Origin of the sequence: Streptomyces sp. HNM0574, from assembly GCF_012726235.1 — a bacterium.
Classification (GTDB): Bacteria; Actinomycetota; Actinomycetes; order Streptomycetales; family Streptomycetaceae; genus Streptomyces.
Window position 1 is genome coordinate 385,449 of record NZ_JAASAH010000003.1, and the last position, 11,758, is coordinate 397,206.

Annotated in this window: 12 protein-coding genes; 5 read left to right on the top strand and 7 right to left on the bottom strand. The window is 73.2% G+C overall.

The window, feature by feature from the left end:
* Positions 1 to 5 precede the first annotated feature (5 nt).
* The gene (locus HCC30_RS08455; protein WP_169441699.1) at positions 6 to 728 is read right to left on the bottom strand and encodes a hypothetical protein; all 723 of its coding nucleotides are present in this window, start codon (positions 726 to 728) and stop codon (positions 6 to 8) included.
* A 342-nt stretch (positions 729 to 1,070) separates the two neighbouring features.
* On the opposite strand from HCC30_RS08455, the gene HCC30_RS08460 reads away from it, so the two are divergent.
* Genes HCC30_RS08460 through HCC30_RS08470 form a run of 3 tightly spaced genes read left to right on the top strand, consistent with a single transcriptional unit; the run spans position 1,071 to position 4,234 of the window.
* Positions 1,071 to 2,402, top strand: a complete 1,332-nt coding sequence (locus HCC30_RS08460) for a CBS domain-containing protein (protein WP_169441883.1) — start codon at positions 1,071 to 1,073, stop codon at positions 2,400 to 2,402.
* On the top strand, positions 2,395 to 3,021 hold the full coding sequence (locus HCC30_RS08465; RefSeq protein WP_169441700.1) for a DUF1003 domain-containing protein: 627 nt from the start codon (positions 2,395 to 2,397) through the stop codon (positions 3,019 to 3,021). Before HCC30_RS08460 ends, HCC30_RS08465 begins: the two co-directional genes overlap by 8 nt.
* A 58-nt stretch (positions 3,022 to 3,079) precedes the next feature.
* Positions 3,080 to 4,234 (top strand): Mrp/NBP35 family ATP-binding protein, encoded by a 1,155-nt coding sequence (locus HCC30_RS08470; RefSeq protein ID WP_169441701.1) that lies wholly within the window; start codon positions 3,080 to 3,082, stop codon positions 4,232 to 4,234.
* Positions 4,235 to 4,294: 60 nt separating this feature from the next.
* Here the strand turns inward: HCC30_RS08470 and HCC30_RS08475 are convergent, their stop codons facing one another.
* From HCC30_RS08475 to sigE, 5 genes are all read right to left on the bottom strand, one after another.
* The gene (locus HCC30_RS08475) at positions 4,295 to 4,948 is read right to left on the bottom strand and encodes a hypothetical protein (RefSeq protein WP_169441884.1); all 654 of its coding nucleotides are present in this window, start codon (positions 4,946 to 4,948) and stop codon (positions 4,295 to 4,297) included.
* Between the two features lie 142 nt (positions 4,949 to 5,090).
* Positions 5,091 to 5,558 carry a sec-independent translocase gene (locus tag HCC30_RS08480; protein WP_169441702.1) on the bottom strand — a complete coding sequence of 156 codons (468 nt, stop codon included), beginning with the start codon at positions 5,556 to 5,558 and terminating at the stop codon, positions 5,091 to 5,093.
* 95 nt (positions 5,559 to 5,653) lie between these two features.
* Positions 5,654 to 7,411 (bottom strand): trypsin-like peptidase domain-containing protein, encoded by a 1,758-nt coding sequence (locus tag HCC30_RS08485; protein WP_169441703.1) that lies wholly within the window; start codon positions 7,409 to 7,411, stop codon positions 5,654 to 5,656.
* A gap of 144 nt (positions 7,412 to 7,555) precedes the next feature.
* Positions 7,556 to 8,695 (bottom strand): zf-HC2 domain-containing protein, encoded by a 1,140-nt coding sequence (locus HCC30_RS08490; RefSeq protein ID WP_169441885.1) that lies wholly within the window; start codon positions 8,693 to 8,695, stop codon positions 7,556 to 7,558.
* Positions 8,696 to 8,700: 5 nt separating this feature from the next.
* Positions 8,701 to 9,471, bottom strand: a complete 771-nt coding sequence (gene sigE / locus HCC30_RS08495; RefSeq protein ID WP_206323514.1) for an RNA polymerase sigma factor SigE — start codon at positions 9,469 to 9,471, stop codon at positions 8,701 to 8,703.
* A gap of 161 nt (positions 9,472 to 9,632) precedes the next feature.
* Here sigE and HCC30_RS08500 point away from each other — a divergent pair, with 161 nt between their 5' ends.
* Positions 9,633 to 10,319 carry an O-methyltransferase gene (locus tag HCC30_RS08500; protein ID WP_169441704.1) on the top strand — a complete coding sequence of 229 codons (687 nt, stop codon included), beginning with the start codon at positions 9,633 to 9,635 and terminating at the stop codon, positions 10,317 to 10,319.
* A 172-nt stretch (positions 10,320 to 10,491) separates the two neighbouring features.
* Here the strand turns inward: HCC30_RS08500 and HCC30_RS08505 are convergent, their stop codons facing one another.
* Positions 10,492 to 10,659 carry a DUF3117 domain-containing protein gene (locus HCC30_RS08505; RefSeq protein ID WP_206323515.1) on the bottom strand — a complete coding sequence of 56 codons (168 nt, stop codon included), beginning with the start codon at positions 10,657 to 10,659 and terminating at the stop codon, positions 10,492 to 10,494.
* Between the two features lie 298 nt (positions 10,660 to 10,957).
* On the opposite strand from HCC30_RS08505, the gene HCC30_RS08510 reads away from it, so the two are divergent.
* Positions 10,958 to 11,746: an enoyl-CoA hydratase-related protein gene (locus HCC30_RS08510; protein WP_169441706.1), complete on the top strand. Its 789-nt coding sequence runs from the start codon at positions 10,958 to 10,960 to the stop codon at positions 11,744 to 11,746.
* Positions 11,747 to 11,758: the final 12 nt, after the last annotated feature.

Below are 11,758 nucleotides of genomic sequence, written 5' to 3' on the forward strand. Positions count from 1 at the left end.
CGGGGTCAGTCGGCCGAGATGCTCTTGCCGTAGTCGACGATCTCGTTCTTCTCCGGCGGCTCCAGGTCGAAGTCCTTGTTCCAGTCCTCCAGTTGGAGGACCCCGGCCTGTCCGCCGCGCTCGACGCGCAGCGGGTACGGCGTCCCCATCAGCGAGACGTCGACGATGCCGCCGCCGCCCTTCCCGGCGACCACCCGGATCGTCTTGGTGCCGCGTACGGTGCCGCGTTCGCCGGTGGCGCGCTTGCCGTTCAGGGTCAGCAGGCCGTCGAGCATCACGCTCATGTCGGTGAAGCCGCTGAACTGCTGGTAGGCGGGGTCGCCGTGCGGGACCTTCACGTACTTGTTCTGGAGCTTCCTGGCGGCGTCGACGTCCGACTCGGACGGTTCGCCGCCGCCCTTCTCCTGCTTCGCCCAGAAGTCGGTGTCCGCCTTGAGGTACAGGTCCTTGCCGGTGCGGAGCAGTTCGAAGGTCGAGCCGCCCTTCGAGGAGACCTTGCCCGTTCCGCCGTCGTCCCGCTTGAGCCGCATCTCCAGGGAGTAGGTGCGGCCCTGGCTGATGACGTCGCCCGAGAGGCGGACGGCGTCGGCCTGCTCCGCCGCCTTGCGGGACTTCGTCTCGATCTTGGCCGCCGACAGCTTGCCGACGCCGTTCGTCCCCGCGTCCGGGTCCTCGCTCGCGCAGGCGGTCAGCGTCGCGACGAGTCCTCCGCAGACGGCCGCCGCCACAGTCCTGCTCCGTCGCGTGCGGGCGCATCCAGTCACGTCGGGTGTCCTCCAGGAGTCGGGGGCCCGGGCACGGTGGCCTGGGCCGCGGGCCGGGACGTCCCCGGCCGGCGGCCGGGAGCGGGCCCGGGGCGACCCGGGGAAGCCCGGGAGACACGGGTGATTCCGGGAAGCGGCACCGGGGGTGAGCCGGGGTTGGACCGCACCCTACCCCTGCACCTGCCCGCCGTCGGAAGGGAGCCGTCCGGACCACGCCACGGGGCCCCGACGGAGCCGATCAGGCTAGCCTGAAACCGGCAAAGGGTGCATAAGCACCGTCAAACGCGGCGACGGAAGGGGCGGATGATGCCGGCAGGCGCCTCCCGGGTCTTCGTGTCCCACTTCTCCGGGGTCGCTGTCTTCGACCCCAACGGCGACCAGGTCGGCCGCGTGCGCGACGTCGTCGTCATGCTGCGCAACCGGCCGCGGGAGCACGAGGGCAGGCCGGGGCGGCCGCCCGGGGTGCTCGGGCTCGTCGTCGAAGTCGCCAGCAGGCGGCGGGTGTTCCTGCCCATGACCCGCGTGACGGGGGTGGAATCCGGCCAGGTCATCACCACCGGCGTCGTCAACATGCGGCGCTTCGAGCAGCGTCCGGCCGAGACCCTGGTGCTCGGCGAGCTGCTGGACCGGCGGGTCACGCTCGTCGAGACCGGCGAGGAGGTCACCGTCCTGGACGTGGGGCTCCAGCAGCTGCCCGCGCGCCGGGACTGGGAGATCGCCAAGGTCTTCGTGCGCCGGGCGCGGCAGGGCCGGGGCGGCAAGCTGCGCAGGCGCGGCGAGACGCTGACCGTCGAGTGGTCGGCCGTCACCGGCTTCGCGCGGGAGGAGAAGGGGCAGGGCGCGGCCAACCTGCTGGCCACCTTCGAACAGCTGCGCCCGCCGGATCTGGCCAATGTGCTGCACCACCTCTCCGCCAAACGCCGCTCCGAGGTCGCCGCCGCCCTCGACGACAGCCGGCTCGCGGACGTCCTGGAGGAGCTGCCCGAGGACGACCAGGTGGAGATCCTCGGCAAGCTGCACGACGAGCGCGCGGCCGACGTCCTGGAGGCCATGGACCCGGACGACGCCGCCGACCTCCTCTCCGAGCTGCCCGAGAGCGAGAAGGACCGGCTGCTGGAGCTGATGCGCCCGCAGGACGCCGACCCGGTGCGCCGGCTGCTGTCCTACGAGGAGGGCACGGCGGGCAACATCATGACCACCGAGCCGATCGTCCTCTCCCCCGACGCGACCGTCGCCGACGCGCTCGCCCGCGTCCGCAGCGAGGACCTGCCCGCGCCGCTGGCCGCGCAGGTGTACGTCTGCCGCCCGCCGGACCAGACGCCGACGGGCAAGTACCTGGGCGTCATCCACTTCCAGCGGCTGCTGCGCGAGCCGCCGTTCGCGCTGGTCGGCTCGGCCGTCGACACCGGTCTGCGGCCGCTGCCGCCCCAGACGCCGCTGGCGGCGATCAGCAGCTACATGGCGATCTACAACATCGTCGCCGCCCCCGTCGTCGACGAGGACCGTCACCTGCTGGGCGCCGTCACCGTCGACGACGTCCTCGACCACCTGCTGCCCGACGACTGGCGCGAAACCGCCGCCGAGGGCCTCCCCCTGCACGGCACCGACGGAGCCGAGGAGGTCGTCCGGCGTGGCTGACCGCGAGCGCGACAGAGAGCGGGAACGGGAACGCGAGGAGCGGGACCGCGAGCGCGAGCGCGAGAAGGAGCGCGAACGGGAACGGGAGCGCGAGCGGGAGAAGGAGCGCGGCCCGCGGGTTCGCCTGGACGTGCCGCTGGTCCGGCGCCGCCGGCTGCTCCCCGAGTACGACCCCGACGCCTTCGGGCGGCTCTCCGAGGAGATCGCCCGCTTCCTCGGCACCGGCCGCTTCATCGTCTGGATGACCGGCGTCATCATCGTCTGGATCGCCTGGAACGTGGTGATGCCTCAGGCCTGGCGCTTCGACGAGTACCCGTTCATCTTCCTCACCCTCGCCCTGTCCCTCCAGGCCTCGTACGCGGCGCCGCTGATCCTGCTCGCGCAGAACCGGCAGGACGACCGCGACCGGGTCAACCTCGAACAGGACCGGAAGCAGGGCGAACGCACCATCGCCGACACCGAGTTCCTCACCCGCGAGGTCGCCGCGCTCCGCATGGGCCTCGGCGAGGTCGCCACCCGGGACTGGATCCGCGACGAACTCCAGGACCTGCTCAAGGAGCTCCAGGAACAGCAGGCGGACCCCGACGGCCACGGCGGCCGCGGCGGCACCGCGGAGTGACCAAGACCGCTGACCCCGGCCCTTCGGCAGCGGCGCGCGCCCGCCGTACCATTTCCGCATGGCTACCGACACGTACAACTCCCCCACCGAAGACGCGGTGCGGGCCGCGCTCGCGACGGTGAACGACCCGGAGATCCACCGGCCGATCACCGACCTGGGGATGGTCAAATCCATCGACATCGCGCCCGACGGCGCCGTCGACGTCGGGGTCTATCTCACCGTTTCGGGCTGTCCGCTGCGCGACACCATCACCTCGAACGTCACCGAGGCCGTGCAGGCCGTCGAGGGCGTCACGCGGGTGAGCGTCGAACTGGACGTGATGAGCGACGAGCAGCGGCGCGAGCTCGCGTCCTCGCTGCGCGGCGGGAAGGCCGAGCGGGAGGTGCCGTTCGCGCAGCCCGGCTCCCTCACCCGGGTCTACTGCGTGGCCTCCGGCAAGGGCGGCGTCGGCAAGTCCTCCGTCACCGTGAACCTGGCGGCGGCGATGGCGGCCGACGGCCTCAAGGTCGGTGTCGTGGACGCCGACATCTACGGCCACTCCGTGCCGCGCATGCTGGGCGCCGAGGGGCGTCCCACCCAGGTCGAGGACATGATCATGCCGCCGTCGGCGAACGGCGTGAAGGTCATCTCGATCGGCATGTTCACCCCGGGCAACGCCCCCGTCGTCTGGCGCGGCCCGATGCTGCACCGCGCGCTCCAGCAGTTCCTCGCCGACGTGTACTGGGGCGACCTCGACGTCCTGCTGCTCGACCTGCCGCCCGGCACCGGCGACATCGCGATCTCCGTGGCCCAGCTGGTGCCGAACGCCGAGATCCTCGTCGTCACCACCCCGCAGCAGGCGGCGGCCGAGGTCGCCGAGCGCGCCGGGTCGATCGCGGTGCAGACGCACCAGAAGATCGTCGGCGTGATCGAGAACATGTCCGGGATGCCCTGCCCGCACTGCGACGAGATGGTCGACGTCTTCGGCACCGGCGGCGGCGCCAAGGTCGCCGAGGGCCTGACGAAGACCACCGGTGCGCAGGTGCCCGTGCTCGGCGGCATCCCCATCGACATCCGGCTCCGCGAGGGCGGCGACGACGGCAAGCCCGTCGTTCTCTCCGACCCGGACTCCCCCGCGGGCGCGGCGCTGCGCGGGATCGCGGGCAAGCTCGGGGCGCGCGAGCGCGGCCTTCAGGGCATGTCGCTGGGCCTCACCCCGAGCAACAAGTTCTGACCCGCGCCGGGGAGTGCCCCTGCGGCGCTCCCCGGCGGGCGTGCTCCGGTCCGGCCCGGCCTAGTGCGCGTAGCCGGCGATGTCCTTGACCACCGAGAAGCCCAGCCCGTACGCGCTGAGGCCGCGCCCGTACGCGCCGATGTGCACGCCCTCCTGCGCCGACCCGGCGAGGACCCAGCCGTACTCGGACTCGCGGTAGTGGAACTCGGTCGGCACCCCGTCCACCGGGAGGGTCAGGCCCGACCAGCCGGGGCCGTCCAGGTCGTCGGCCAGCTCCCAGGCCACACCGGTCTGCTGGTCGAGCCAGTCCTGGCGCAGCGCGCGCTCCATCTCCTGCGGCCAGGTGCACGACAGCAGCCCCGAGCCCGCCAGCCACGCGGCCGTGGACACCGAGGTCGCCTCCAGTACGCCGGTGCCGTCCGCGCTGCTCCGCACCGGGCGGCTGGCGACCGTCACGACCACGGCGAACCGCTGGCTGTCGGGAAGGGACTCGTTCTTGATGGACGGTTCGTCGCCGTGGCCCGTCGAGCCGTGCTCGACCGTGCCGTCGGCCGCCGTACCCACCTGCATCAGCCAGCGCGGACCCGTGTACGCCTCGTCCAGGCCGTACCAGGGGAATGCCGCCAGCAGATAGCCGTCTACGGCCCGCCGCTCATCCGGAACGCTCTGCGCGGCGGGCCCGGATTCACCGGAAGCCCGACTCGTCGTCTCCACTGCGAACGCCTCCTCGTTGCCCTGTGCCATGGGCTGCCACCCCCCACGGACGGCGGCCCCGGACACAGGGAGGATAGCTATCCGCACGCGCCGTGTTGGGAATGCCGGAGGATCGGGCCCGCCGAAGGGCGTGAGATGTGACTCAGGTGGCGTCAGCGTCGAAGGGAGGCGGCTCTCCCTTGGCGAGCGGTGCGTTCTTCGCCGCGCGGCCGCCGCCGTCCTTGTTCAGGCTGATCGCGCCGTTGGTCCCGGAGCCGTTGGTGCCGTTGGTGCCGGAGCGGCTCTCGGTGCCGTTCACGGCGTCGGTGACCTCGTTCAGCTCGTTCCGGAGGTCGAAGCTCTCCCGGATGTCCTTCATGCCCATGTCGTCGCCCTCGAGGAGGTGCTTGCGGGCGAAGGTCTTGGGGTTCAGGTCCTCGAAGTCGAAGTCCTTGAACTCGGGGCCGAGCTCGGAGCGGATGTCGTCACGCGCGTTGTCGGAGAAGGCCCGGACCTTGCGGATGAAGCTGGAGACGTCCTGGATCACCTTGGGCAGCTTGTCCGGCCCGAAGATGAGAACCGCCAGAATGATGAGCGCGATCAGCTCCAGTGGTCCTATGTCGAAGAACACCTGGCGGCTCCCTCATCGCTCATTACTACGCATCCGGCCCGAACGGCCAGAAGTCACGGTACCCGGAGACGCTCCCGAGGTGGGAGCCCGCCTCGTCATCCTCCGGACACCGACCCCAGTGTCAACCGGACGGACTTCTCCGATTCGCCTCGCCGCAGCGTCAACGAGACCTTCTCGCCCGGGAGATGACTGCGGACCCGGACGGTGAGCTCCTCCGCGCTGTGCACCCGCTCGCCGTCGACGGCGGTGACCACGTCGCCCGCCTTCAGGCCCGCCTCGTCGGCCGGACTGTCCGGTTCCACGGCGCCGCCCGCGCCGGACGGGCCGCCGATCCTGGCGCCGTCGCCCTCGTACGCCGGGTCGAGGGTGACGCCGAGCACGGGGTGCCGGGCCTCGCCGTCGTTGATCAGCTCCTCGGCGACGCGCTTGGCCTGGTTGACCGGTATGGCGAAGCCGAGGCCGACGCTGCCGCCCTCCCCCTCGCCCTCCTTGGGCAGGCCGAACTCGTCGGTGCTCTCGCCGCCGGCGGCGCGGATCGCGCTGTTCACGCCGATCACCCGGCCGCCGGTGTCGACGAGCGGGCCGCCGGAGTTGCCCGGGTTGATCGGGGCGTCGGTCTGCAACGCGTCGACGTAGCTCGTCTCGTCGCCGACCTGTTCGCCGCCCGCGGTGATGGGGCGGCCCTTGGCGCTGATGATGCCGGTGGTGACCGTGCCCTCCAGGCCGAAGGGCGCGCCGACCGCGACGGCCGGGTCGCCGACCCGCACGGAGTCGGAGTTGCCCAGCGGCAGCGGCGTCAGGCCGGACACCCCGGACACCTTCACGACGGCCAGGTCGTACCCCTGGTCCTGCCCGAGGACCTCGGCCTGGACGGTCTGCCCGCCCTGGAAGGTGACGTCGACGAGGCCGCCCTCGCCGGCGGGGCCGACCACGTGGTTGTTGGTGAGGATGTGCCCGCGGTCGTCGAGCACGAAGCCGGTGCCGGTGCCCTCGCCGTCCCGGCCGCTGGTGTGGATCGTGACCACGCCGGGCAGCACGCCAGCGGCCACACCGGCGAGCCCCGAGGAGCGGCCGCCCTTCTCGGCGGGCGCCTGCGGCAGGCTCACCCGCGTCAGACCGCCGTGCCGCTCCGCGTACGTCCCGACGACGCCGCCGGCCAGCCCCGCCACCAGCGCCAGCAGCGCGGCGCCCGTCACGGCCTTGCGCCGTCGCCCGCCGCGCGGCTGCTCGGCGGCGGGCGGCGCGGTGTCGTACGGGGAACGGCCGCCGGGCGGCGCCCACGGGTCGTAGCGCAGCGGGCCCGGGTCGGTGGCGCCCGCCGAGCCCGGGGCCGGGGGAACGGCCGGGCCCGGAACCGTGAAGTCCCGCGCCGGGGCGGCCTGTTGGGGCACGTCGGTCTGCCGCTGCGGCACCGGGCCCGCCGGGCCGCCGCCGGTGGGTGTGCCGTACGCCGGGGTGGTCACGGGGCCGGCGGGGGTGCCGTGCGGGGGCGTCGCGGACGGGCGCTGCACCAGCGGCGCGGGCGCCCAGGGGCCCGGCCCGCCGTACGGGGGCGTGCCGTAGGGGTCGGCGCCGTGCAGGGGGACGGCGGCCTGCCGCTCGGGCGCGGGGGCTGCGTCCGCCGGCGGGGCCTCGGCCGGGGCGGAAGCCGGTGGCTCGGGCTGCTCGGCGGGCTCGCGCGGGGTGGGGAGCGCGGCGTCGCCCCCGGGCGCCTCCGCGGGGTCGGTCCGCGGCGGCTGCGTCTCGTCGGGCGAGGTGTCCGACGGGGCGGGGGCTGCGGCGCGGAGAGGGGAGAATCTGCGGGGGCGGCTCCACCACTTCGGCTTCTGCCCGGCGTCGTTCCCCTCGTCCATGCTCTCCCCACTCTTCCCGGCACCGGGCAACCGGCGGTGTCTCACCAAGAATTCAACCAGGTCGCCCCGGGCGCCCGCAGCGGACCCTGAACACGGGCGCCGGGACGCCCCCGCGCCCGGTCTCCCGGGCGCGGCCGGCGCCGGTCAGCGTGGTGCGGGGGTGCCCGGGGTGCCGGCCTGGGAGAGCGCGCTGGTCACCGGCGTACGCCCGGACAGGCCGTCCGCCGCGCCGCTCCCGCCGGAGCCCTGCGCGCGGACGGACGAGGCCGAGGTGAGCGCGGAGTGGACCAGCGGCGGTGCCAGCACCGAGTCCCGCAGCAGCGGATAGACCGTGCCCTGCGGCAGGAACGTCCGCGAGACGCCGGACGAGGCCGGGATCGCGTTCAGCCGCTGGACGGGGCCGGCCGCCGTGGTCCGCAGCAGCGAACCCGAGGTGCTCTTCGCCGCCGCGCTCGCGCCGGTGCGCCCGGCCGCGGGGGTGGTGGCGGGTGCCGTCCGGTCGCCGCGCTCGCCGCCGCGGCGGCGTCCGTCCCGGTCGGCGCCCGCGCCGGAGGCCGCCGTACGGGCCGGGCCGACGGACGCGCCGCCGCCGTCACCTCCGGCGACCGCGCCGCCGACGCTCCCGCCCGAGGTCAGCGCTCCGCCGAGCGCGATCGCCGCGAGCGAGAAGGCCCCGGCGGCCGCGAACGCGAAGCGGCGGCCGCGCGAGGAGGAGCGCTCCGTCCCTTCGTGCACGCGGAAGCCACGGCCGGGGGTGAGTGCGCTGCCGCCGTCCCGCCCGCCGGGCAGTCCTCCGGCGGGCCAGCCGGGGGAGGTGACGGGGAGCCCGGCGAAGGGCGAACCGGCGGCCGCCGGCGCGAAGCCGCCACGGCGGGCGCCGTTCCGGCGGACGTCACGCTCGTGGTGCGGGAGGGGTGAACTTCCGTACCCGCCCGGGGCGTTGGCGCTCCCGTGGTGCGGCAGCCCGGGCCCGCCGGGCCCCGGTGGGCCCTCGGGGCCACCGGCCGGGAGCCCCTGGAGGCGGGCCAGCAGGCCGTCGGACGGGGGCGGGGGCGCCGCGTCCGCGAAGACGCTCTTCAGGCTGCGCTGCGCGTCGGCCTCGGCCTTGCAGCTGTGGCACGTCGCCAGATGGGCCAGGACCCGCTCGCGCGCGTCGTGCCCCAACTCGCCGTCCACCAGGGCCGCGAGGCGGTCACCGAGGTGCGCTTCCGCGGGTGTCGGGGCGTCGCTCCGCTGCGCCGGACGCTGGCTCCTGCCGCCACCGGCGCCGCCCGTACCGCTCAGGCCGCTCACTCAGCACCCACCTCCGCGCTCCTGGCGGCCGGGACCGCCGCGCTCAGCGCCCGCTGTGCTTCGGCGCGCGCCTCGGGGGAACGGTGCTGGAGCGCCTTGCGCAGGTGCGAGCGGCCGCGGTGGATGCGGCTGCGGACGGTGCCGAGCTTGACGCCCAGCGTGGCCGCGATCTCCTCGTAGCTCAGGCCCTCGATGTCGCAGAGCACGACCGCGGCGCGGAACTCGGGCGCGAGGGTGTCCAGCGCCTGCTGCACGTCCGCGTCGAAGTGCGTGTCGTTGAAGTACTGCTGGGGGGTGGGCTCACGGCTCGGGAGCCGTTCCGCCGCGTCGTCCGCGAGCGCGTCGAAGCGGATGCGCTGCTTCCGGCGCACGGTGTCCAGGAAGAGGTTGGTGGTGATGCGGTGCAGCCACCCCTCGAACGTTCCCGGCGTGTACGTCGACAGCGAACGGAACACCCGGACGAAGACCTCCTGCGTGAGGTCCTCGGCGTCGTGCTGGTTGCCCGTGAGCCGGTACGAGAGGCGGTAGACGCGGGCACTGTGGGTGCTGACGATCTCCTCCCAGGAGGGAGGAGTCCACGCCTGCACGTCCGCATCGGTGTCGAAAGTCGCCGTGGTCGCGGAATCGGCGGTGTGGACCTTGTCAGCTGTGTCGGTCACGGATTTCGGCGTGCCTGCCGACCGGCGGAAACGCCTCAGCATTCCGCGATCGCGGGCCGCCGCACCTCCCCTGTCGGCTCTGGTGGTGTCCAGTGGAGTCCCTACCATAGCCACCTCACCCGTTAGCTCCGGATAAACACTTTTGACCAGCTCTTGGTCCGGCTGTGCCTCTTGCTTGCTTGACACCATCGCGGTCCCCCCGGCACCTTCCTCCCCTCCCAACGCCCAGTCCCATCTGCGGGTTCCCGGACCAACGGATACAGTCTCGGTTGCGCAGACGACGGGGACAGGAGAGGGCCATTACCGCCAACCGGCAGACGAGCTGGGCGTTCGCCGACGCCTACAGCGCCGAGCTCGTCGAGAACGCCGAGTACGCGGCGCTGGACTGGGCCCGCGAGCGGGCCAGGGAATCCGGACTGACCGCCGTCTCCCCCGTCACCGGCACCACGCTGCGCCTGCTGGCCGCCACGGTCGACGCGAAGGCGGTCGCCGAGATCGGCACCGGAACGGGCGCCTCCGGCATTCATCTGCTGGACGGAATGCGCCCCGACGGCGTGCTGACCACCGTCGACATCGAGCCGGAATGGCAGCAGTTCGCCCGACAGGCCTTCCGCGGTGCCGGGTTCGCCGGCAACCGGGCGCGCTTCATCCCCGGCGGCGCCCTGGACGTCCTGCCGCGGCTGGCCGACGGCGGCTACGACCTCGTCTTCTGCGACGGCGACCGCGGCGAGTATCTCGACTACCTCGCCGAATCGTTGCGTCTGCTGCGGCCCGGCGGACTCGTCTGCTTCGAGGGCGTCTTCGCGGACGGACGCACCGTCGACGACGCGGCGCAGCCGGCCGAAGTGCGCACGCTGCGCGAGCTGCTGCGCACCGTGCGGGAGAGCGAGGCGCTCACCCCCTCGCTACTGCCCGTCGGCGACGGCCTGTTGTGCGCGGTCAAACGCGGACAGTGACCATGGCCGGACCGGCCGCGTACGCAGCTGCCCCGGGGTGCGCGTGCGCGCACCCCGGGGCAGAACAGGTTCAGCGGGACGAGCCGTTCCGGCGCCAAGCCTCCGCCGGAACCCGGCCGTCGGGCCTGGCGGCCGGAGCCGCCGGCCTCGGTCGACCGCCTTCTTCAGCTCTTCAGCCGACGGTCTTCTTCAGCTCTTCACTGAGGGCAGTCGCCTCGTCGGGGGTCAGCTCGACGACGAGTCGCCCGCCGCCTTCGAGCGGAACGCGCATGATGATGCCCCGCCCCTCCTTGGTCACCTCGAGCGGGCCGTCACCCGTCCGCGGCTTCATGGCCGCCATGCTCGTTCCCCTTCCTGAAACCAGCTGAGCGCAGCCGACAACCCAGGTGTCAGCGGCATCGAACACATTGCTTCCCAGTCATTATCCCGCATGCCAGGACCCGATGACCAACAACAGGGGCCATCTCTTGGCCTCACCTCTTACACAAAACCACCCAATCCGTTGAGCAGCCTGCGATACTGCCCCGCCCTCGGCAGCCCTCCGTACGCTCACAGCTTGACGCAGCTCACACGCCCGGGCCCCGAAGAGCCCGCCGCGCACTCTGTCGGCGCCCGGTGATCCACGAGATGCTGAGCCCATGTCCGACACCGTGCTGTACGACGTGACCGAGGGTCTCGCGACGATCACCCTCAACCGCCCCGACGCGATGAACTCGCTCAACACCGAACTGAAGGTCGCCCTCCGCGACACCCTGCGACAGGCAGCCGAGGACGACACGGTGCGTGCCGTACTGCTGACGGGCCGGGGCCGGGCGTTCTGCGTGGGGCAGGACCTGAAGGAGCACACCAATGCCGTGCGGGAGGCGGGCGGCAGCGCGCTGAACACCGTCGACGAGCACTACAACCCCATCACCCTGGCCATCGCGGGCATGCCGAAGCCGGTCGTCGCGGGCGTCAACGGCGTCGCCGCGGGGGCGGGCGCCGGATTCGCCTTCGCCGCCGACTACCGGGTCACCGCGGACACCGCCGCCTTCACCACCTCCTTCGCCGGGGTCGCGCTCAGCACCGACTCCGGCGTCGCCTGGACCCTCCCCCGTCTCGTCGGGCACGGCAGGGCGACGGACCTGCTCTACTTCCCGCGCAGCGTGAAGGCCCCCGAGGCGCTGGAGCTCGGCCTGACCAACACGGTGGTCCCGGCCGGCGAACTCGCGGCCGAGGCCGAGAAGGTGGCCCGCACTCTGGCCGCCGGCCCGACCCTGGCGTACGCCTCGATGAAGCAGGCGATGGCCTACGGAGCCTCCCACTCGCTCGCGGAGACCCTGGCGAAGGAGTCCGAACTCCAGCTCGCGGCGGGCGCGTCGGACGATCACCGGACCGCCGTCGAGGCCTTCGTCAACAAGGAGACGCCCCGGTACACGGGACGTTGATCCCGCGCCGAC